A 24485-nucleotide genomic window follows, 5' to 3' on the forward strand; every position below is an offset into this window, starting at 1 on the left:
TCTTTCATTTTTGAATATATAATTTATTATCCCAATACTTTTTTATAATATTTATTATAATAATTTTAAATGAACTGTCCCTTGCTTGTCCCAGGTTTATTTTCTTTAAGAAATATTCCATAGGAATTTTTATCTAACTCTTCTATATCTTCAAAGTTCTTAATCCATTTAATAATATCTTCCTCATTAATAACCTCTAATTCCCTTCTTTTGGTGTTTAAATACATTATATATAACTATGACTGACACCGTCATGTCAGCCTTTATAATTTTTATAATATATTATTTTTAATATATAAAATTTAAGGGTACTAACTATTATATTAGGGTAAAATATACTAATGTATTTTAAATTAAACTTATTTTTAAGGAGAATTTTTATGAAAAAAATTATAGGACTTATTTCAGACACCCATGGAGTATTAAAACAAAAAGCCATGGATTATTTAAGCAAAAGCGATCTGATCATCCACGGAGGCGATGTTGGAGATATAAAAATATTAGATTCTTTAAAAGAGATTGCTCCAGTCTATTGTGTTAAAGGAAATATAGACAAAGGAGAGCTAAAAGGGATATTACCTTTAACACAACTGATACATTTAGATAAGATAACTATATATGTAATACATAATTTAAAGGAAATAGATATAGATCCAAAGGCTGAAGGCATAGATATTGTTATCAGTGGACATTCCCATAAATTTTCAAAACACTATAAAGATGGGGTTCTATATGTAAACCCCGGTGGAGCCGGTAGAAAAAGATTTAATTTACCTTTAACAGTGGGCATATTATATATATGGGATAATAAAATAGATGTTGAATTCCAACATTTATAGTCCAAAAAAAAACCAAGGGACAGTTCATTATAATTATTTGATTATATTTTTGGTTTATTTTTTTAATTTCATTATTATTTGCTATTTTTCAGTGGACTTTTAACAGCTTGTCCATTATTAACGCTTCTATATTCAGTCGTTTGATCCTCAAATTCAATATCCCCTTTATCCTTTAATAGTAATAAACTCCATCTGTCTACCCTTCATATAGTTAACACCTTCTTTCGTAAAGGCTACTGTTTCTTCTAGGAAAATACATACTTCTTGATTTCCCCATTCTGGTATCGACGAGGTAGTGTTAAGTTCTAATGCATAACAAGTATCAAAATAAATAGGATAGTCCCCTCTACCAGGGACCCGACCTTGGTTGTCCCACAATCCTATAATCGGGCCAGCTCCATGACCATGATAACCGATTGGATGGGTATACAACATAGCTTTAATATTTTGCACCTTAGCTTCTGCTAAGGAAACATCAATGATTTCATTTCCTGTACAACCAGAAACAAAATTTTCTGTTACAATATCTTGAAATTGATTGCACACCTTTAATGCTGCTTTTAGTCCTATCGGTACATCTGTTTCTTCTGGCTTCAACACATAGGCTATTCTCTGTGTATCGGTGCAAAGCCCCATATATGTAATCCCTACATCACAATGTAATATATCTCCCTGTAGAATGACGGTATTAATTATTCTTTTATCCTCAACCCCTTCACGTTGCAAATCAATTGTAGGTGTAAACCAAAACTCAAGTCCCAAATCCTTTATTTTCTCCATTATCCACCACTTAACATCTTCAGTAGTAGTCACTCCCGGTTTGATGACTTTATTCGAAAAGGCCTCATCAATAATATCACAGGCAACCTTATATATATGAGGGTACATGTCTAGTTCTAATAAGCTCCTACGTTCTAACCATCCTACGCATAGATTTTCTGCACTTACCAATCCCTTGCTATATTCCTCTCCTAATATATTAATAATATTATCATGGAGCCCTTTTGTTAGCCCATCGGCTAAAGCTATTTTATTAGAGATGTTTATCCCTATTCTATTGGGTTTTCTCTCTTCCACAATCCTTTTTATACACTCCCACTGTGTCTCTGACTTGCCATCCCAAACTTGCTTATAAAACTTTGTTAAATGTTCATTTGCTCTACATAAACTTAGAGTTTCTAACTGGCCATCTGTACCTAGATAAAATATAAAACAAGATAGACGTGAAGCTGTTTCTATCATACTAGGAATTAAGGTAAAAAAGATTGGGTCTTCATTGTATTCCCGGGCAAGAATAACCCACATATCCATACCCTCTCTTTTCATAAGTTCTGACAGGATGTGATTTAATCTATATTTGAGCCTTATATCCATAATCTCATGTTGCTCTTTTAATGATAATATCTTATGCTTAACATGTCCAGAGTCTTTACCCATTTCATAATCCCTCCATTTTAAATTTATTTTAATATTTTTAATTTTCTAAATCTATATAATAATCTCTTTTGTACTATTCTCCACCTTTATCAATGACTATTTTATAATAGACCTCTTAACTTTATAGAATCTATATTTCCATATCATTTTCTTCACACCACTCCAGTGCAATCTTCATTAAAGCTTCTTCCCTAAACTTGTACCATTTATTATCTATATTAAACCCTGTGACCATATCTTTAAATCTTCTGAAGGCTCCCTTGCCCTTTAAAGCACTTAATAATTCATTACTCCTTTTGTTGTCATCTAAGAAATAACAAAATTCAACCATAATATCATATTCATTAATATCATAACTTGATGGTAACGATATATAATTATCCCAATTGACTTCCACCTCAATAGCGGCCTCAATACCATCCCTTTGCCAATCGGGATAGTTTTCCAAATCTTCCTCAGTACAATCCTCTGCTATTCTTCGGTCCTCTTCACTTATATAAACAATTTCACCGGTTGCCTTGTTACAATAATATTCTCCTTGGTCATTGGCTAACTCTATTGCTTCCAATAAATCCTCTTTTTTAATCTTCTTCATCACTATCACCCTTTACATATGAAATTTTTCTCCCTTTAATAAGATTTTACTCTATATAAACTTCTAAATCAATCTTACAATTTACCATACCTAATTAAATTTAATAATATAATTTTTTATAATGAACTGTCCCTTGCTTGTCCACTTATATAAATTTCTCCCTACAATACCAGTAGAAAAAGTATAAATAGTAGCAAAAAAGAAAAAAATAAAATTAGCCAAAGGAGGTGGAGAAAATTAATTTCTATCAACAACAGATTAAAGACGTATTTAAGGAACTTAATACCAGTGAAAAGGGACTTCAAAGGGATGAAGCTCAAGAAAGATTAAAAGAATACGGTGAAAATAAATTAAAGGTTTCTAAAGGCACACCAAAGTGGCTTTTATTTATATTACAGTTTAAAGATGTTTTAACTATAATGTTAGTGATAGCTGCTGGGATGTCCTTATTGATTCAAAATTATCGCGATGCTATTGTAATGTTAGCAATAGTTGTTATTAACGTAGTAATAGGTTTTTTCCAGGAGTTTAAGTCTGAAAAAATAATGTCCTCGTTAAAAAAATTAATTCAATCTCCTGCTAAAGTTTATCGAGATGGAACCCTTAAAGAAATGGAACAAAGTAAATTAGTTCCCGGTGACATAATTAGTTTAGAAGAAGGAGACAAGGTCCCTGCAGATATAAGAATAATAAAATCAAATAACCTTAGAACAAACGAGGTGGCATTAACAGGGGAATCATTGCCTCAAGAGAAACAAAGTAATGAAATTATCAAAGAGAGTCCCTTGGGAGACCGTAGCAATATGGCTTATATGGGTACTAATGTCGCTTCTGGATCAGCTAAAGGTGTAGTTGTATATACAGGTACAGAAACCGAAATGGGTAAGATTGCTTCTTTAACACAAAGCGAGGAAAAATCTGAATCACCTTTGCAGAAGGAACTAAGGGTAGTTGCCAATCAACTGGCCATTGTTGCCATTGTAATAGGTGTTATACTATTTGGAGTTAGTATCTATCGTGGTCTTGATCTATCCTATGCCTTGATTTATGGGCTAGGTATAACTATAGCTGTTGTTCCCCAGGCATTACCAATGCAGGTTACTGTCTCCCTTTCCCAAGGAGTAGCTAGAATGTCTGAGAGAAATGCCATAGTTAAAAAGCTTTCTTCAGTGGAAACCCTTGGCTCCACAAATGTAATAGCCACAGACAAAACAGGTACCCTTACTAAAAATGAAATGACTGTTCAAACTGTTTGGTTCAATGACAAGGAGTATAAAGTCACTGGACTTGGTTATGAACCAGAGGGGAATATACTACATCAAGATGATACAGCCGTTGATGAAAAAGAAAAAGATGAATTAGAAATTATGCTTGATGCTGGAACTATGTCATCAAATGCTGAAATCCATCCCCCCGATGATGATCATGCTGGATGGTACGCCATTGGAGATCCTACTGAAGCAGCTTTAATAACTCTGTCTACTAAATTAGGCCTTAGATCTCCTAAAGAGGATGAAGAGAACCCTGAGATCCATGAATTTAGCTTTGATTCAGTACGTAAAAGAATGAGTTCCATAAGGGAGTTTAGTGATGGTAATGTTTTAACTATGAAAGGGGCTTTAAACAGCATACTTTCAATATCAAAATATATTTATAAAAATGGTGAAAAGGTAGAAATCACTGAGGAGGATAAAGATAAGCTAAATAAAATAAATGAAAAGTATTCAAATCAAGCTCTAAGGGTTCTAGCTATAGCCCATCGAGATCTTGATTCCGATGAAACCACCTATGACATAAATAAAATTGAACGGGATGTTGTATTTTTAGGACTGGTAGCCATGATTGATCCTCCCAAAGAAGGGGTGAAAGAAGCCATAGAAGATGCCCATAATGCCCATATTGATACCTATATAATGACTGGAGACCATGCCATAACAGCCAGTGCAATTGCAAAAAAGATTAATCTAGGTGGTGGTAAAAAATCCCCGGTTATAACTAATCAACAATTAGACCATCTTTCTGATGAGGAACTAAAACAACAGATGAGAGATAATAGATCTTTAGTCTTTTCCCGGGTATCTCCAGAAAATAAACTGAGGATCGTACAAAATCTAAAGGAAGAGGATAAGATTGTAGCTGTTACAGGAGATGGTGTCAATGATGCACCGGCACTTAAAAGTGCCCATATTGGTGTTGCCATGGGACAAATGGGAACAGATGTATCAAAGGAAACAGCAGAAATGGTACTACTAGATGATAGCTATCCCACATTGGTTGATGCTATTAAAGAGGGAAGAACTATCTATAACAACCTTAAAAAAACAGTACTGGCCACATTAACAAGTAATATAGCTGAGTTATTAATAGTTCTATTGGGTCTAGCAGGAGCAGTTTTACTAGAGTGGCCCATACCTATATTAGCTATTCAAATCCTTGCTATTGACCTATTGGCAGAGATTCTCCCTTTGACAGCATTAACCTTTGATCCCGGTTCTAAAGAATTGATGACTACTCCTCCTAGGGATCGAGATGAACATATTATTAATAAAGGTAGTACCATGGAGGTTCTATTTTTAGGCATTATGATGGGAGGATTAGCTTTTATAAATTACGGTCTCTTTGTTGGTGGTTTTGGAGGGAATTTCACAGAAAATAGTGCCCTATATCCCCGTGCCACTACCATAACATATTTGACCATAGTTATTTGTCAGCTTTTAAATATACTTTCAAGACGTTATAGATTTACTAGTATTTTTAACAAAAACTTCTTTAGTAGTAAGAAGATGCTTTATTCCATCCTTCTTTCCTTTGGATTGGTATTGGCAGTTGTTTATGTCCCGGGACTTAACTCTTATCTTGACTTTGCACCATTACCACCAATAGATTGGCTAAGGGTATTAGCAGCCGGGGGAGTCTTCTTACTATCTTTTGAGATAATAAAATGGTTTAAACGGAAAAATGCTTCTGGAAAACAACGATCAACCAACAAGGAAAAGTTAAGGAATTTAAGACCACAGTTTGACTTAGAAACAAGTGAAGAATTAACCCCAAAGGATGATGATGTAGAAGAAAAACCGCCTAAGGATAAGTCTTAGTTTATAAATTAAACACCCCTCAATCTTATAGTGCTATAAGATTGAGGGGTGTTTAATTTAAAACTTTATCAATTCATAGTTTCTAATGAACCTTTCCTCCCATTGAATGTCTCAAATATATATGGTATAGTAACGAAGAAATAAAAAATCAAATAAAGATTGGAGTGATTAAACCAGTGTATTTAAATATAATAAATCAAACAAAAAGTGAGTTAAGTAGTTAAACTGTAGGTGGAATTACATAGTAACCACCTATGGTAAATTTGAAAGGTGGTTTAAAATATATGATGGAATATGAAGGTAAGTATACAAAGGGAAAAATATTAATAGATAATTTTGAGGGTAATATTGTAAATCAACTCTACAGTGTATTAAATCATCCTGCTTTTGAAGGGTGTAACGTATCGGTTATGCCCGACTGCCATATAGGCAAGGGAATAATGGTTGGCTTTACTTCAACCATGAAGGATATGATTGTACCATCAGTTATTGGTGTGGACATTGGCTGTGGAGTAAGTGCCTATAACTTAGGGAGATTAAAGAAAGTTAAAGCTGATAAACTAGATAAGTTTATCAGAAAAAATATTCCCACTGGTTCAGGGACAAGGGATAAATATATTGTGGAACCAAGCTTTATAAAGCCTTTAATTGATAAGATGAATATGGATTATAAAAAGGCTATGGGTTCTTTAGGAACACTGGGAGGGTCAAATCACTTTATCGAAATCGATAAAGATGATAACAATAATTTTTGGTTAGTTATCCATAGTGGGTCTAGATCCTTTGGCTTTATAGTGGCTAAATATCATCAAAGAAAGGCAAAAGAAGTAATGAAAAAAATCTACGGGGGCTCTGCATATCACGGACTTGAATATCTACCCATGGATCAAGGTGGAAAAGAATATATACAAGATATGCAATTGGCACAAAAATACGCCTCCCTTAATAGAGAAACTATGGCAAGACTTATTATTGAAAAGTTCTATAAACTTCATTTTGAAACATTGGAAAAGATAGAAACAATCCATAACTATATTGATTTAAAAGATAATGTTATCAGAAAAGGTGCCATATCTGCCCATAAAGGAGAAAGATTAATAATCCCTTTTAATATGCAGTTTGGATGTGTTATAGGTACTGGAAAAAGTTCTAAAGAAAATAATTACTCCGCTCCCCATGGATGTGGAAGAATACTTGCTAGATCTAATGTTAATAAAAGTAAAAAAGCTTTAGAACAATATAAAAAAGCAATGAAGGGTATTTATACCACAAGTGTATCTAAAAATACAATAGCTGAAAGTCCCATGGCCTATAAAAAACCAAAGCTTATATTAGAAAATATAAGCGATCTAATTGATATTGATTTCTTTGTAAAGCCTGTTTATAATTTAAAACCGGAATAATGAAAATGAAAGAAGTCCAATGGGGCTTCTTTTTTGATGGTGTAAAAAAGTTTGTGCTTAAGTTGAAATATAAGCCCATTTATCACAATAATTAAATATAAAGTATTTATCCTTATTTTACATAATTTTAATAGCTTGTTAATTCCAGTTCTTGAGACCGTTAAAAGCCCCGCTGAAATTATATAATTTCAGCAAAGTTTTTTATTACTTTTATTTGTGCAACAAGTACATAAAACCCCCGTTGTTTGTTTCCGTGGGGGTTCACTGGGGAACCTTAATATTAAGAGTTTTATATTTACCATCCCTTTCAAACCATGATTGAAGAGACTCATAATCAGGTTCAGACACAGCCACTTGTAGACTAATTACATCATTTGACTTCCAATATGGATTTACTATGGGCACTCGAACATTATTAATCTGATTTACTTCATTATTTGTAATTAATATAAATTTTTCAATATCTAAGATTGAAATATTACTTCGGAATATTTGTCCTTCTCTATTATTTATATGGAACAGAATCTTGTCCTTTGAAATATTGAGTTCAATATTTTTCATTCCACCTCTACCTAAAATAAGAGTTTTATACTCGTTCTTATTGAAATCAATTTTAATAAGCATGTAATCACCAGAATAAACGCCATTATTATAAGAAACGAGAATTTGTGCTTCATTGTTATTTGTAAATATAACTTCTGCCTGTAGGAGATCGGCTGCATTCTTAAAAGTTTCATTGAAAAATTCAATATCTTGAACCGAATCAATATATTCTTTTATTACTGGAATTTCTTTTAAATCTATTTTTATACTTTTTTTGCCACTAGATATATTTAAAGTATATATATCATCTGTGCTACTATAGCTTCCAGTGAAAACGAATATAGATATAAAAATTATTATTACATAAAGAATTCTATGTTTAAAGAAAATCATTTTAACTCCCTCATTTTTTAAAATAATCATTAATCATTGTTTAAAGCCTAACTTAGTGAAATATATACTTTTTGACTTTATAGGATAGCTATTATTAAATAATCTGAAGATTAGGGGAAAGTTTGACTAAAATTACATTATAATTATTTTTAATGAACTGTCCCTTGCTTGTCCTATTATATTTACACTCATCTATTATAATAAAACAATCTCCCATTCTCTATTTGATATTTTATCTTTTCCCTTTCATACAAATAGGTTATCATTGCCCCTATAGTTGTATTTAAAAAGTGATATTCCTTATAGTCTATCTCTATTTCATCTAAGATTATAATCTCTTCTAATAACCCTTCCCTAGTTTTAGGTTGATCTAAAAGCTCCTTTGTCATATCAATATATCTATGTAGGTTATCTTTATTCTTTTTAACCAATTTTTCCATATCTTCTTTATTATAAACCTTACTTCCATGACTCAAGAGATAACTCTCATAATCAAGCTCTAAGATCTTATCATATGTATTAAACTGTTTATCTATATCAGAAATAAATGGCATATTATATTTATCTATTATCCCTTCGCTCATCAATGAATCTGCTAAAAAGCATACCCTATCTTTTGTAGCTATACCTATTTGTCCATCACAATGACCAGGAAGCTTAATAATATCAAACTTGTCATTATTTATCTTTTCTAGACCCTCTTCTAATTTATTATCTATAGATATATCCTTAGAAACCATAAACTCTTTACGTAGTACCTTTATAGGAGCTGAGCCATATATTTGTTTGCAAAATAACTCGTCATTTTCTATATATAACTTTTCTTTTTCTGAAGCATATAGTATACTTCCAGAAAAATTATCCTTTATATAATAGTTTCCTCCAGTATGATCTATATGGTGATGGGTATTGATAATATATTTAACATTCATATTATTTTCAGATAATAATTTTATAATCTTTTTTGCCTGCTGATTGTTATTCCCTGAATCTATAAGTAAAGTGTATTTATCTTTAAATAAATATACACCTATATTAGTTCCCGATGAAATATAATATGTTTTTCCCTTTATCTTTTTAATCTCCATATTATCGACTCCTGTAGTTTTTATTAAATAATATCATTTTTATAGTTCTTTTATCATTTTCTTAGTTACTTAGTATAATCATATAGTAGAATGAATTTTGACGTTAAAGATCCAGTCATTATCAAAATTACTTTCATTAATCATATAAATCAAATATATTCTACCACCTCATACTCATCCTTACCCATAAACACAATAAGGGCATGTTTAATATTTTCTCTATCCTTAAACTCCCTACTATCCACATATCCCTTCAACTATTTTAATCCTTCCCGCTTCACTTCTTCTAATCTATTTCTTTCACTTTTCTTTAGGTACTTTTTTAAAATACTCTTCTCTTTAAAACAATGGTAGGGCTGAATATACTAAGCCCCTAACTCTTATATACATATTTTTTTGTCAATATTTATTAACTTTTTTTATATCTCTATTTTTACTATGTATATTTTTGTACTAACTCAACATCTCTAAGTGATAATCTATCTCTATTACATATTCCCTATTTCTGACTCCATATTTAGTATAGACTTATCAAATAAATCCATATAATTCTTTTTAATATTATTAAATATTTTATAAGCACTTCTCTCATCATAAGTATGATCACTAACTTTATCATTTATCTTGTTCATATTAAAGAGCAGTTCTCCCTTTCCATTTGTTAAAAAAATTAATTTTCCTTCTCTATCAATATATTCTTTAAGTCTTCTATTCTCTATGGTATTATAATCTATAACATCTATAGTATATATTATATCTAATACTTCCAATTTCTCTTTAATGTCATAATCAAGGTCACCTCAAACCCCCGTGAGTTCCAATTTATCTCAAGATTTAAAAATACTATTTTTATTAAATTAGAACTAATAAAAACACTGATCAAACCCACGATTTGAAAATTGTAGATTTGTCAGCATTCTAAGGTGTGGCTAAACTATATCTTCTTTTCACTTCTTTCTGTACTTATCTTCTATAATCTGATATCCTTTGTGATTAATCTTATCCCATTCAGTCTTTTTATATTTAATTCCCTTTAGCATATTATTAATCCAATCAGGATCATATTCCCTAAAATACAATGCCTCAGCCCAAGCTTTAGTTTCTTTATGTTTTCCATGATTTTTATTGCGATATGCTTCAAGAAATTGATAAAAACCACAAATTCCTCCCACATCTTCAGGGGGAGCCGTTTCTGCGCCATCTAGAAGTGTGGGAAAACCAAAGTAATAATCATCTACAGTCTCTTGAAGTTTCACTTTAAAACGCCAATCAACTCCAAAATCATAAGTATACTTGACTTCTTTATATTTCTTAAGATAATCATCAGCCTTTAATCCTGTAGGCTTCCGTACCTCAACCTTCAATCTTTCTTGATGCTGTTTTTCAAATTCCATTATATCTGAAGGTATAGTTCTTAACCGTTCCTTATACATCTTCTTATTTCTTTTATAATGATGATGTTCCAAATAACGCTGTTCATCATTTGTTACAACCATAGATTCTTCTATCAGTTCAAATTCAAATAAATGATAATCCCTATTGGGATAACCACTCTGAAAATTGGTCACATTCTGGATAATGTCGTGTAGCCTATTAAATGTTACTCCAGCTGGAATAATAACTCTTCTCCATATAAGAGGATTTGATTCTTCAAGTTCAATTTTTATAATATATGCTTTCATTTTTATAATTACCTCCATTTTAAATTTTGTTGTACCATATCCCTATCCTCTTATGCCATTTTATAATTATCTGCCATACATGACATACATGGTATCTGTAGTTACAAAACTAATTATTTCTTAATTGAGTAAACATTTAAATAAAATAACCCAGTTACTTCTATACATCTTTAATATTCAGGATATTGTTCCGGTGCTTTACCTTTTTCTGAGATAATCTCAGGACTTGATATTTCAGGCTCTTCACTATTAACTTTTTCTATTTTGATATCAAAAACCCAACTATCACCAAAATCAAACAAATACTTTATTTTTTGCCCCTCATATAATCCTACTTCCCCAATCTTAACTTCATCTACCCCAATACCATTACTATCAAAAGGGGACACAAAGCAATAATCAGAATATAATTTTCCATCCATATAAAAAGCATACAAATGATCATCATCAAAGTTAAAAGCCTTTTGAATCATGTCATGTAAATCTAAAAATGTAGCTTTAGATGATATTTTAATTTTTCTCCATAGCTTTCCACCTAACGATACTTTAAAAATATAGTTACCACCAGTATTTCCCCTTTTAGCCCTTGGTAATAATTTATTTAATTCTCCCTTTAGAAATAAATCAGACAATTCCCTTACAAATATATCTTCATCATCATTATTATTTTGTAATTTACTCTCTTTACATTCTCTATCATCTACAAAAAATTCAACTTCATTAGGCAATTGGGAACCTGGTATAGCTCCAAAGTCTCCCATAGATCTCCTCCAAGGTAAGTTCCAATTAATTATCGGAATACTTAAAAGCCTTTTAGCTAAATCCACTCCAAAAGCAGTAGGGGTTATTATTTTTGCATCAAATCGTTTTTTCATGCTATATCCCCTATCCCCATCTTCTTCAACATTCCATATCCCTAGATACGAAAAATAAAGATGAAAATAGTTCCATCTTTTAATAGATATATCTAGTCGCCCCCTCATTACTTCACTGTGTATTACTACTGGATCACCTGGTTTTGAATCAGATATATACTTTAAAACCTTCATAACATCTGGTGTTATACCAAAGCCTCTATGATCCAATGAATCAACTTTTTTCCAATCTACATCAATCCATAAAGTTTTTAACATAAATATGTATTTCTCTGTATCTGTAAGCTTTTTGTACATATCTAATTCCTTATTACCTTCTAAAGAAAGTTTCCCAGCCTTAGCTGGAATCTTTTTAAATAATTTGCCCCCTATACATAGATGATAAAAAAGATGTAACAATGGATAATAGTTTTGTTCTGAGCCTTTAGTAGCCTTTTCCCAAGGCTCTGCCATTAACTCATTGATTACCTTCAAGTCTTTTCTAGAAACATACTCTTTTGTCTTTGTTAATAAAATATCATTATTTTCTATATACTTAATATAATTATCAAACTCTTTTACTATATTAGTAACTTCTTTTATATTATAAATACCGTATTCCATTTTTTCATCTCCTTAAGTCTTTTGTTAGAATATTACCGATAAAGATATAAAAACTTATATCTCCACCAACTATATTATATGGACTTCCTCATTATAAATACCATTTACATAATTATATTCCTTCAATATACCTTCTTTAAACTCTTCTTCTGTTAAATCATAATATAAATCAACTCCATCTTCAAGCAAACACTCATATATAATTTCACCTAATACCCTATCTTCCTTTAAAATCTCTTCATATCTCATTTCCACTTCATATGGAAAATCTAAACTATATGTGATTGAATCTATATCTCCATCTAGATATGATTTTGTCATCTTTATTAGAAAATCTATATTTGTCTTTTTCATTTTATCCATCTCCTTATATTATCTCTATTATTCATATTGTATCTTTATTTTTCATCTATATATTATTGCCCTAAATATAAAAATATTAACTTCAAACCTTATAAACTTAATTCATTAAAAATCCTCTATGACTCTCTTAGAAAAATATATAGTCAATTCATAACTATAGCTTCGAATTCATTGGAAGCTTCCCTATTCAACATTTCCCCTGTTCAGTTATTGTCCCTGTTTAGTTGTTCTCCCTGTTTAGTTGTTGGGGGATTCGTAATCCCCCAACTTGATTATCTTTTTATCTATTATATCATAATAATGTAAGGGCTGAATATATTCAGCCCCTAACTCTTCCCTCTGTGGAAGATCTAATATCTTCCTACAACGCCTATAAGTACACTATATTATCTAAAATTATATTTAAGAATTACTAACTGTTAATGAACTGTCCCTATATAGTTATATATAAATAAAATATATAAGTTATAGCCTTATTTTGTTTCAGAATATGGTATAATGTAAAAAAATACCTGTAGGAGGCTTTTGATGAGAAGATTATTTCAATTTAGATATTTATTTACTATAGCAACTCTAGTTATAGCTATCCTATTTACATTATATTCAAAAGATACAGTAAACACTAAGAATAATTTATCTAATCTACAAATAAAAGATTATATACCTAAAAATAATTTATTAAAAGTGTTTAATGGAGGGTTTGAAAACTTAGGGTCAATATCTATAGTTAAAAATGCCGATGTAGATGAATATGTGATATATAATATAAACTCTGCAACCGGCGGTATATCGGTTTATAGAGTAACAGATGATTTTATTAAATTGATCTATTTTAAAGGGGAAGTTGAAGTTTTCGATAAAAACTACTCTAGTAAAGATAATAATAAAGACACTATAGTTTTAAAGTCTCCTATTAAAAAGGGAACAAGTTGGAAAGACATAAACAATACACAGTATGAAATAACTGGAGTTAACAAAAAAATCAATACTCCATCTGGAGATTACAATACACTCGAATTAACATTGGAAAAAAAGGGTTACGAGATAAAAAAATATTATGCAAAAGGATTAGGGGTAGTAAAAACCGTTACCAAGGATTTGGAATTTGAAGACCTACAAATAGTTGAAAGTCTCATTAAAGTAGAGAATATTAATCCAGATATACAATTAAATAATGCTGAGAAAATAAAGGATTTACTAAACAAGTATTTGAATGATAATCGATAATATAAAAAGCATCAAAGATACTACCAGAAAATAGCAAATTTTAACTTATAAATCCTAAATACTAAAAGCTAGTATATGTTTTTTTATCAATTTTACTATACTTTTTCTTCTTATTTTTTTCAATAACTTCTATAAAACTGTGCCTTTAATTAAGGTTGACAAATAACCCCTTTACATTTTTTAATAAAGGGGTTATTGTTATTTTTTGTTTAACTAGCTTATTTCTATCTAGCTGTCACTTTAATAAAGTTTACTGTTTTTGTAGTTTTCACAATAATATTTATTTAAATCTAACATACAATCAAATAAATCTTCTGGATCATTTCTAATAATCATTGGGTTAGTAGGTAAATAAGGCAAGTTTTTGGACACTGTACCTTCTTCTATAGTTTTCTTCATATCTTCAAGTGTATTACTAATCACCTTATACCTTTTTAAATACTGTAAATCTATTTCTTCAATATTATCTATATACTTTTTCACTATTCGTTGACATCTATTTGTTTTTCTGATGAATATTGCTTTGTCATACATATCATCACTTCCCCATTATTTAATTAGCCACTCTTTATTAACTTTTCTAAGCCGACATTATATTACTCTATTCCCTCTATTTTAAAATATTCAATTTATACTGATTATCTTATTAACCTTTCTAAAGTTTTTTTCTAATGAACTGTCCCCTTGATTATAGTCAGTATCTAGATATGTAACTTGTTCATTTAATTGTAGTCCTAGTAATTTTAATTCAATATCTCTCATTAAATCTTTATTTGCTGGATTAGATTCAAGGGTTATTTTAAAAATACCCTGCACTTTTAAGTCCTCTACAAAACCCAAATTTTAATAAGAAACTATTTTATCCCCATTCAAAACATTATTCTTCTCTGAATTTTTTCTTATATTATCAACTTCTTTAACTTTCCTATTCCCCTTCTTTGTGATTATAAGTTCTTGATTAGTTTTATGAATATCTCCCATTTTAATTGATGGACAATAGGTTTTAATTAACTTGTCTATCTTCTTTATCTCAGCTTTAGAATCTTTCCACCAATCTCTACTCCAGATTCTAATTATCTTCCATCCCCTTGATTCAAGATATCTTTGTCTATGAATATCCCTCTCTCTAGCTGATTTTGAACTATGATATGTAGCTCCATCACATTCAATCCCTAAAATATACCTAGAGGTCTTTTCATCATATATTGCTAAGTCAATTTTATATCCTGACACCCCCACCTGAGTATCTACATCGTATCCTAAATTTACTAGAGCATCATGTACCTCTATCTCAAAATCACTATCATATTTTTCTTTCTCATTTCTTTCAATGTTTGAATCTATAAAACTATTCAGTAACTTTTTAGCTTCTGACCCGTTGTTGTTAGAAATTTCCCTTACATATTGTAAATATTTTTTAAATAATTTAGGTCCTATATTTTTTGTATGATCTATTTTTAATATCTCAGGTTCAATTGAAGTAATCACATATATTTTCTTCTTAGCTCTACTTATAGCAACATTTAGCCTATTTTCGCCACCATCTTGTGATAATGCACCGAAATTAACCGATACTTTTCCATTTTCATTAGGGGCATATCCGATAGAAAAAATAACTATATCCCGTTCATCTCCCTGGACATTTTCAATATTTTTTACAAATAAACTAACATCTTCATCCCCATCTTTTCGATTAATTTCAGATGAATATATAGTCTTAAACTTTGGGTCTTCATTTGCCCTTTTCTCCAATAAATCCTCAATTAAATCTTTTTGATTAATATTAAAGGTTATGATACCTATAGTTTCATTCTCTTTTCTGTTTTCAAATATTTTTCCTATAAGCTCAACAACCTCTTCAGCTTCCACTATATTTTTTCTATCAATCCACTTACCATCCACCTTAACTCTTTCAATTGGTCTATTATCTAATGTTGTATTTATAACATTAGGAGATACTTGTAGTTTGCCATTGTAAAAAGCATAGTTAGAAAAATTAATAAGTTGATCATACTGTGATCTATAGTGATAATTTAAATGGGCTGAATCATAATTAACTTTGGCTAGATCCAATAAACTTTCCTCTTCAAAAGCAGCAGCTGTTTCAATACTCATTTCATCTTCCTCAATATCATTATATTTAGATTTAAACATTGAACTTGGTTTAAGTTGTTTATCGTCACCGGCTACAACCACCTTTTCTCCCCTATAAATAGTTGGTATAGCATTTTCTATAAATATTTGTGAAGCCTCATCAAATATGATCAAATCAAATAAGTTTGATTTCAAAGGTAAAATATCTGATACAGTCTCAGGACCTAATAACCAACAAGGAAAAACATCAAATACAATATCGCTAAACTCGGTAACATACTTACGTATAGGCCAAAGGGCTCTTTTCTTATTGGCTTGACGTTTAAATTCCCTAAAGTTTCTTTGTTCCATTGAATAGTTCATTTTTTTATTCCATTTATTTACTAACAATTCAGGAGTTAATTTATTTTTTTCATTCATAAGATTCTTTATATCCTTTGTTATTTCATTGAATCCTAAGCAATCATAAAGATGTCTTTTTTCTTCTGATTTCTCTATATCCGATATTTTTATTAAAATAATAAATTCTAACAAACTATCTATAGCCTCTTCTAATTCTTCTTTATTACTTGAATTAATAAATCCATATTCCAAAATATCTTTTTCAAGATTTCCTACTGTACTAAGGGTGTAATAGATTTTACGATAACTCTCATAGTCTTCTATTCCTTGAACTATTTTATTAAGAGTATTTGTTAGTTCTTCTGAGTTATTGAAAAATTCTTTTATTACCTTAAAATACCCTTCTTCTTTTAATATATCTTTCACTATATCTATACTTTGCCTTCCTTCAACTAATAACTTATAAAACTTCTTTATCTCTTGTTCTTTATTTTTTCCCCTTTTATTATATTCCTCTTTATTTTCAAGTTCTTTTTTCTTATTCCTACGATAGTCTAGCCAGTAACTTAAACTCCACCATCTTCCATTATTTAGAGGAACTAATAATCCACTGTTTTCTGACTTGTTTATCTCATTTACTAAATTCATCAGTTCCTTTTCAGTAATAGAGTAATCATTATTTATAAATAATTTTACAAGCTTTTCAAAGGTAGTTTTTTCTTTTCTTTTATTTAATATCTCACGGGATTTATCAACAATACCTTCTACTACATCACTTATCTCTTGAGCTTCTAAATAATCAAAGTTAGAGTCTAACTTTGAAAGCATATTATTCTTTAATTTCATATTTTTATACTCTATATAAGTATTTATAATTGATCCCCTTTTTAGTTTATCTATAGCTTCTTTTAATTCATCATATCGATAATCTTTAAACTGATTATTTTTTCTAAAGGATTTAAATAAATCATATCTTAAGTCTTCCTTAGAAATAATTTTTTTAGTTTTAGTATACATTTGTTGTAAAGTTAATCCAAACTCTCTAGGCTTATGTAAAGTTATAGCTATATCCTCTAATCTTTTTATTTCTTTATTTATTTTGTCAGATTTATCTGTTATATCCTCCTGGGGATCCATATTACTACTAATGTTAAAGTCTTCAATTACCTGAGCTACTTTCTCATAAAATGCCTTCTTCCCTTTATTAGCATCGTGTAATAAAATAACTTTAGAGTTTAAGCTAGATAGCCTATTATAAATGACATCTAAAGCAGCTCTTTTTTGAGATACCATTAAAACCCGTTTCCCCTTACATAGTGCATCAGTCACAAGATTGGCTATTGTTTGAGACTTTCCTGTTCCAGGAGGTCCATAAATAACAAGCTCGTCAGTATTGTTAACTTTATCAATAGCCTTTTCTTGACTATAATCTAAAGAAGTTAGATAATAAGTGTTTTTTTCAGATATCTTTATTTTCTCATCCTGCTTATCCTCTCTTTCTCTTACATCATCACAGCATATATCATCATCTCTATTTAATAATAATTTACTTAGTAGCTTATGATTTATATCTTTTTTCTCTAAATATTGATAATCAGTATAAATAGAATTAGATATAGGGAATTGTCCTAAGACCATATGATTTTTTAGGATTAACTCACCGATGTTATATTTAGGTAAATTTTTATTTGTGTAATCTAAAAATTTCTCTACTTTCCTTGTTCCAGTATCCTGTATCTTAATTTTATTCTCATTTAAATAATTTAAAAGTTCTTCTATTATATCATTATCAAATTCAGCTAATTTGTTAAATTCCGTATCAAAATCCTTCAATTTAATTTCATTATATTTTGCATAAGCAAAAAGAAAGACTTTATTGATTAAAATCTCTTGCCCCTTAATGTTTTGTATATACCACTTATTATTTGATTTTGATATTTTTACTGGAAAAAGTAGTATTGGGGCTCTAACAAATGTATTGTCTTGAAAACGTCCTTCAACAAAAGGATAACCTACATATAACTCATATCGACCAGATTCTTTTTCAGTGGATTTGATTTCTCTATCTAAATATTTAAGACTTGTAGAATAATCAATAAGTTTATTTACTTCCTTTTCAATCTTTTCTACTTCTTCTGTTAAGACTTTAGCTTGTGCTTCATTTATACTCTTTTTTATTTTCTCTAATTCAATTGGCTCACTATATTTTTCCTCAGCCTTTAGTAATTTTTCTTTCTTTTCTTCATCCAATCTCTTTTCTAATTTTTTGATCTCCCTAATCCTTTTTTCATAAGGATCCTCTAACATTAAGACTTTCTTTGTACTTTGATCTAACAAAGTACTAACTATATTTTCTAAAAACTCTGGTATAAACTCATTTAGCCTATACAAATCAAAGGATCTTTTCTTATATAGTTTCTTTAACACTAAACTTCTATTTCTACTACTAAGATTTATTAATCTTTCTTTATATTTACTAAAAATCGCTTTCATTTCTACCTCTCCCAACTTAAAATCACAATATCTATATAACGATATGGAAATATAACTATTTATAATTATTATATTTATACAATCTTTCTATCCTTTAAACTTCTAGTATTTATTATAAACTTACTGTAGTAATTAATTCTTCTTATCCCAATATATATTTTATTTTGACATCTTTTATCAGTAATCAACTTCCATCTGTGACTCATTAAAATATTCTTGTCATTATTTGTATTCTATATTTAACTTTATTTCTCCTTTTTTAAGAAATTATAAAATTAGTTGCTTTTTATACGATAAAAATATAAATAAAATAACTCCATTCTAGCACTAGAATGGAGTTATTTTATTTATATTGTAATTTTATTTTTTTGTTAATATCATAACAGAATTGCTTTTCCATATTGAAATTTTAAATATATTCTACCACCTCATACTCATCCTTACCTATAAACACAATAAGGGCATGTTTAATATTTTCTCTATCCTTAAACTCCCTGCTATCCACATATCCCTTCAACTCCTTTAATCCTTCCCTTTTCACTTCTTCTAATCTATTTCTTTCACTTTTCTTTAGATACTTAAGCTCTATTATCCATTCATAATTAACTTCAGGCATCCTTATATCCTTTTCTAGATAAATATCTATATATCCATTTTCCACTTCCCGTTCACTTATTGGTCTATATAGATTACTAGTTGTTAAGTATGAAAATAATACTACCTTTATATATTTTTCATCAAACTTCATAAAATCTCTATTGGATAAAACTTTAAATACATTTTTACTTATATAATCTAAAAATGGTTTAATCTCTCCATCAATGCCTATTTTCCATATCACCTTTGCAAGTTCCTCTGTTTTATCTCTTATATCATATGCTCTCTTTAAACTCTTCTCAAAGTACTCCCAAAATATCTTCTTTATTACATAGTTTGGCATTCCCAACTTAGGCTTACCATATTTAGTTCCCTTTATAGTAAGAAGCCCCATATAGAATAATAATGAAACAAAATAATCCTCATCATACATTCTATCAAAGGAAAATCTAGTGACTATATCAGCAATAATTCCTTCGTTTAATATTATTTCTTCTAATATTCTTCTATTTTCTCTATTAGATATCAATCTATTTAATCTTCCATAGTCAGTCTTTACATTATCATCTATGAGATTTTCTGGATATTCATTAAAATTCTTATATTGATTAATAAAGTATAGTACCATGTCTGGATTATATATCCTATTCTTTCCCCGCTTATTAAATAAGTATCCATTATAATTTTTTCTTAACTCTTCCCTATATTTAAATAAATCCTTTATTTCTAATCTTTCTATTATTTCATCTATTTCCCCATCGGTAAATCCCATCATCTCATTTAGATTTCTATCCATTGTAATATTTGATGCTATATTAAATCCACTAGTCAAATCATCTAACATAATAGGGGATATCCCTGTTATAAATATTCTATCTATAACACTTTCTGTACCTATCTTTACAGTTTCGTAAAAGTCCCTTACAAATCCAGCAGCTCTCACTACCTCTCTATAAAAATCATTATCTCCCATGGCTATAATATCATTTGCAAAGTGATCGTATTCATCTATTATTAAATATACCTTCTTATCTATCTTTTGAATTTCAGTTATTAATCTACTTAATATTGCTCCCACATCATTTTTCTCTTGTACTTCCCTTTCCACCTTTGATATGTCAGAAATATACTTTTGATATTTATACAAAAAGCGTATTATTGATTCTTTTAATTTTGCCTTAAATGAATCCTCTAATGCCCCTCTATCACTAGTATTAAGCCCTGAAAAATTAAATTCTAACATAAGATAGCTATTTTTAAGTTTAGTGGGATTGTTACTGATATATAAATCTTTAAATATATCATCAAACTCATCTCTATAATTCACATCATAATAATAGGACAGTATAGATAAAAATAAACTTTTCCCAAAGCGTCTTGGCCTCATAAAAAGCATATACTTACTATCATAGTTCTCTAAAACCTCTATGTATTTCGTTTTATCCACATAAAGATACCCCTGTTCCCTTAAAGTTTTAAAATCCGAAATTCCATATGGTATCTTCATTTTTTCACCTCTTTATATATTGTTGCCCTAAATATAAAAATATTATCTTCAAGCTTTCTCGTGGTCCCTTTAGTCGTTAGGAGATTCCTAATCCCTGTTAAGTTGTTGGGGGATTCGCAATCCCCCAACTTGATTACCTTTTTATCTATTATATCATAATAACCGTAGGGGCTGAATATATTCAGCCCCTAGCTCTTCCCTCTGTGGAAGAGCTAGTATCTTCCTACAAAGCCTATAAGTACACTATATCATCTAAAACTATATTTAAAAATTACTAACTGTTAATGAACTGTCCCTTGCTTATTGTAGTGCCAATGACACCCCCAACAAAGGAGAATGCAAATGCAAGATTCACTACTATTTTATACAATCTTCTAACTTCTTTCTAGTTACAAATCCATCCTAATGCCATATTTCCTAAGCCACTCTTTTCTCTCCCTATAATCAGGCATAATTTCCTCCACCAAAGCCCAGAAATTCTTTGAATGATTTAGATGGACCATATGGCACATTTCATGGACAACTATATAATCTAATACATTAGATGGAGCCATGGAACAACGCCAGTTAAAGTTTAAGTTCCTCTTTGAGCTGCAACTGGCCCACCTTTTTTTTTGCTCCTTTACTTTAACTAAGTTAGGTTTAACATTAAAATATGGTTTATAATATTCTATTTTTTCTATTACTTTCTCTAATGTCTTTTTTCTGTACCATCTTTCCATAGATTGCCTTAGCTTAGCTTGGTTATTTGTATTTGTTTCTATATAAAATTTCCCTTGATAAAGCTTTGTTATGGGTTCTTTTATATCTTTGTTCATTATAATCTGTAGTGAATAGTCCCTTCCTAAATACATAAAGGACTCTCCATTTACATATTCCTTTTTTCTTCTTCTATACTCTACATCCTTAATTTCAAATAGTTTCTTAGTTATCCATTTAGCCTTTGATTTTACTGCCATTAATATATCTGCTTCCGTAGCAGCTTTAGGAGCTTTGACTTTTATATTGTCAGGAGGCTCTATGGCTATTTCTAGTGTTTTTCTGTCTCTATATTCTACTTCAAATTCTATTGTATTTGTTCCATATTGAAATTTCAAATATATTCTACCACCTCATACTCATCCTTACCTATAAACACAATAAGGGCATGTTTGACATTTTTTCTATCCTTAAACTCCCTACTATCCACATATCCCTTTAACTGTTTTAATCCTTCCCTTTTCACTTCTTCTAATCTATTTCTTTCACTTTTCTTTAGGTACTTAAGCTCTATTATCCATTCATAATTAACTTCGGCCATTCTTATGTCCTTTTCTAGGTAAATATCTATATACCCATTTTCCACTTCCCGTTCACTTATCGGTCTATATAGATTACTAGTTGTTAAGTATGAAAATAATACTACCTTTATATATTTTTCATCAAACTTTATAAAATCCCTATTGGATAAAACTTTAAATACATTTTTACTTATATAATCTAAAAATGGTTTAATCTCTCCTTCAACCCCCATTTCCCATATGGATTTTGCAAGCTCCTCTGTTTTATCCCTTATATCATATTCTCTCTTCAAACTCTTTTCAAAGTACTCCCAAAATATCTTCTTTATTACATAGTTCGGCATGCCCAATTTAGGCTTACCATATTTAGTTCCTTTCATAGTAAGAAGCCCCATATAAAATAATAGTGAAACAAAATAATCCTCATCATACATTCTATCAAAGGAAAATCTAGTAACTATATCTGCAATAATTCCTTCGTTTAATATTATTTCGTTTAACATTCTTCTATTTTCCTCATTAGATACTAATCTATTTAATCTTCCATAATCAGTTTTTACATTATCATCTATAAGATTTTTGGGTGGTTTCTTCCTTCTCATAAACTCTTTAAAATAATATAGTACCATATCAGGATTGTAAATTCTTTCTTTACCTTCTTCATTAAATAAATATCCATTATAATATTCTTTTAATGAAACACCTATATCTTTTCTCTTTAATCCTAGGCTATCCATAATATACTCTACTTCTTCACCTGTAAAACCTAAACTTTCATTCATATCTAAATCCATTGTAATATTTGATGCTATATTAAATCCGCTGGTCAAATCATCTAACATAATAGGTGATATTCCTGTTATAAATATCCTATCTATAACACTTTCTGTACCTATCTTTACAGTTTCATAAAAATCCCTTACAAATCCAGCAGCTCTCACTACATCTCTATAAAAATCATTATCTCCCATAGCTATAATATCATTTGCGAAGTGATCGTATTCATCTATTATTAAGTACACTTTTTTATCAGTCTTGTTTACTTCCATCATCAGCAACTCTAGTATCCCTTTTATATCCTCTGTACTTTTAATTGTTTCTTCTATATCTAATATATTGTTAAAATACTCTTTATACTTATATAGAAACTTAGTAATAGACCTTTTTAACTCAGTTCTAAAAGATTTTTCTAATGACTTTTTATCATTAGTATTAAGTCCAGAAAAGTTAAATTTAAGTATAAGATAACTATTCTTAAGTTTAGTAGGACTCTTACTAATATATAAATCTTTAAATATTTCACTAAACTCATCTTTATAATTTACATCATAATAATAGGACAATGTAGATAAAAATAAACTTTTCCCAAATCTCCTTGGTCTCATAAAAAGCATATACTTACTATCATAGCTCTCTAAAACCTCTATGTATTTTGTTTTATCCACATAAAGATACCCCTGTTCCCTTAAAGTTTTAAAATCCGAAATTCCATATGGTATCTTCATTTTTTCACCTCTTTATATATTGTTGCCCTAAATATAAAATATTACCTTCAAGCTTTGTAGACTTAATTTGTTGAAGATCTTCTATGACTCTCTTGGAAAAATGTATAGTCAATTCATAATTGTAGATTTGAATTCATTGGAAGGTTTCCTATTCAGTGTTTCCTCTATTCAGTTGTTCTCCCTGTTAAGTTGTTGGAGAGATTTGTGGTCCCTTTAGTTATTGAGGGATTTGTAATCCCTGTTAAGTTATTAGGAGATTCCTAATCCCTGTTAAGTTGTTGGGGAATTCGCAACCCCTGTTAGGTTGTTGGGGGATTCGCAATCCCTGTTAGGTTGTTGGGGGATTCGCAATCCCCCAACTTGATTACCTTTTTATCCATTATATCATAATAACCGTAAGGGGCTGTCGGGAAATAGACAGTTAATAAAAAATAGTATAATGGATATCCATTATATTATTTTTTTATGCAAAAAAGAAAAAAAGGAAGGTTAAAAATAACCTTCCCATTTCCGTTATATAATAT

General features: G+C 29.7%; 19 protein-coding genes. 4 read left to right on the top strand and 15 right to left on the bottom strand.

Annotated elements, in window-relative coordinates; genetic code table 11:
- Nucleotides 1-65 precede the first annotated feature (65 nt).
- The gene (locus V6137_RS13770) at nt 66-227 is read right to left on the bottom strand and encodes a hypothetical protein (protein WP_425448528.1); all 162 of its coding nucleotides are present in this window, start codon (nt 225-227) and stop codon (nt 66-68) included.
- Between the two features lie 153 nt (nt 228-380).
- Between V6137_RS13770 and V6137_RS13775 the strand changes: the two genes are divergently transcribed.
- Entirely contained in the window at nt 381-839 is a 459-nt protein-coding gene (locus V6137_RS13775; protein WP_425448529.1) for a metallophosphoesterase family protein, read from the top strand.
- A 165-nt stretch (nt 840-1004) separates the two neighbouring features.
- Here the strand turns inward: V6137_RS13775 and V6137_RS13780 are convergent, their stop codons facing one another.
- Nucleotides 1005-2276: a M24 family metallopeptidase gene (locus V6137_RS13780; protein WP_425448530.1), complete on the bottom strand. Its 1272-nt coding sequence runs from the start codon at nt 2274-2276 to the stop codon at nt 1005-1007.
- A 130-nt stretch (nt 2277-2406) separates the two neighbouring features.
- Nucleotides 2407-2871 carry a UPF0158 family protein gene (locus tag V6137_RS13785; protein ID WP_425448531.1) on the bottom strand — a complete coding sequence of 155 codons (465 nt, stop codon included), beginning with the start codon at nt 2869-2871 and terminating at the stop codon, nt 2407-2409.
- A gap of 227 nt (nt 2872-3098) precedes the next feature.
- On the opposite strand from V6137_RS13785, the gene V6137_RS13790 reads away from it, so the two are divergent.
- Together V6137_RS13790 and V6137_RS13795 are read left to right on the top strand one after the other, a co-directional pair.
- Nucleotides 3099-5966, top strand: coding sequence for a cation-translocating P-type ATPase (locus V6137_RS13790; RefSeq protein ID WP_425448532.1), 2868 nt, complete (start codon nt 3099-3101; stop codon nt 5964-5966).
- A gap of 254 nt (nt 5967-6220) precedes the next feature.
- The gene (locus tag V6137_RS13795) at nt 6221-7369 is read left to right on the top strand and encodes an RtcB family protein (RefSeq protein ID WP_425448533.1); all 1149 of its coding nucleotides are present in this window, start codon (nt 6221-6223) and stop codon (nt 7367-7369) included.
- A gap of 261 nt (nt 7370-7630) precedes the next feature.
- Here V6137_RS13795 and V6137_RS13800 read toward each other — a convergent pair whose 3' ends face one another.
- The 6 genes from V6137_RS13800 to V6137_RS13825 form a co-directional block, all read right to left on the bottom strand.
- Nucleotides 7631-8305, bottom strand: a complete 675-nt coding sequence (locus V6137_RS13800) for a hypothetical protein (RefSeq protein ID WP_425448534.1) — start codon at nt 8303-8305, stop codon at nt 7631-7633.
- 188 nt (nt 8306-8493) lie between these two features.
- Complete coding sequence (locus tag V6137_RS13805) at nt 8494-9393, bottom strand: MBL fold metallo-hydrolase (protein WP_425448535.1); 900 nt, start codon at nt 9391-9393, stop codon at nt 8494-8496.
- Between the two features lie 488 nt (nt 9394-9881).
- Nucleotides 9882-10163 (bottom strand): hypothetical protein, encoded by a 282-nt coding sequence (locus tag V6137_RS13810; protein ID WP_425448536.1) that lies wholly within the window; start codon nt 10161-10163, stop codon nt 9882-9884.
- A gap of 177 nt (nt 10164-10340) precedes the next feature.
- Nucleotides 10341-11075 (bottom strand): plasmid pRiA4b ORF-3 family protein, encoded by a 735-nt coding sequence (locus tag V6137_RS13815; RefSeq protein ID WP_425448537.1) that lies wholly within the window; start codon nt 11073-11075, stop codon nt 10341-10343.
- A 170-nt stretch (nt 11076-11245) separates the two neighbouring features.
- Nucleotides 11246-12553 (bottom strand): plasmid pRiA4b ORF-3 family protein, encoded by a 1308-nt coding sequence (locus V6137_RS13820; protein WP_425448538.1) that lies wholly within the window; start codon nt 12551-12553, stop codon nt 11246-11248.
- Between the two features lie 69 nt (nt 12554-12622).
- Entirely contained in the window at nt 12623-12907 is a 285-nt protein-coding gene (locus V6137_RS13825; RefSeq protein WP_425448539.1) for a hypothetical protein, read from the bottom strand.
- Nucleotides 12908-13444: 537 nt separating this feature from the next.
- Here V6137_RS13825 and V6137_RS13830 point away from each other — a divergent pair.
- Complete coding sequence (locus V6137_RS13830; protein WP_425448540.1) at nt 13445-14143, top strand: hypothetical protein; 699 nt, start codon at nt 13445-13447, stop codon at nt 14141-14143.
- Nucleotides 14144-14383: 240 nt separating this feature from the next.
- On the opposite strand, the gene V6137_RS13835 is transcribed toward V6137_RS13830, so the two are convergent.
- From V6137_RS13835 to V6137_RS13860, 6 genes are all read right to left on the bottom strand, one after another.
- Nucleotides 14384-14677, bottom strand: a complete 294-nt coding sequence (locus V6137_RS13835) for a hypothetical protein (RefSeq protein ID WP_425448541.1) — start codon at nt 14675-14677, stop codon at nt 14384-14386.
- A 90-nt stretch (nt 14678-14767) separates the two neighbouring features.
- Entirely contained in the window at nt 14768-14983 is a 216-nt protein-coding gene (locus tag V6137_RS13840) for a hypothetical protein (protein ID WP_425448542.1), read from the bottom strand.
- A 3-nt stretch (nt 14984-14986) separates the two neighbouring features.
- On the bottom strand, nt 14987-19072 hold the full coding sequence (locus V6137_RS13845) for an AAA domain-containing protein (protein WP_425448543.1): 4086 nt from the start codon (nt 19070-19072) through the stop codon (nt 14987-14989).
- 409 nt (nt 19073-19481) lie between these two features.
- Nucleotides 19482-21176 carry an AAA family ATPase gene (locus V6137_RS13850; protein WP_425448544.1) on the bottom strand — a complete coding sequence of 565 codons (1695 nt, stop codon included), beginning with the start codon at nt 21174-21176 and terminating at the stop codon, nt 19482-19484.
- 389 nt (nt 21177-21565) lie between these two features.
- Entirely contained in the window at nt 21566-22273 is a 708-nt protein-coding gene (locus tag V6137_RS13855) for a M48 family metallopeptidase (RefSeq protein ID WP_425448545.1), read from the bottom strand.
- Nucleotides 22270-23961 carry an AAA family ATPase gene (locus V6137_RS13860; protein WP_425448546.1) on the bottom strand — a complete coding sequence of 564 codons (1692 nt, stop codon included), beginning with the start codon at nt 23959-23961 and terminating at the stop codon, nt 22270-22272. The genes V6137_RS13855 and V6137_RS13860 overlap by 4 nt, the downstream gene beginning before the upstream one ends.
- Nucleotides 23962-24485 lie beyond the last annotated feature (524 nt).

This window comes from Dethiothermospora halolimnae (assembly GCF_037577855.1).
Lineage (GTDB): Bacteria > Bacillota > Clostridia > Tissierellales > VENL01 > Dethiothermospora > Dethiothermospora halolimnae.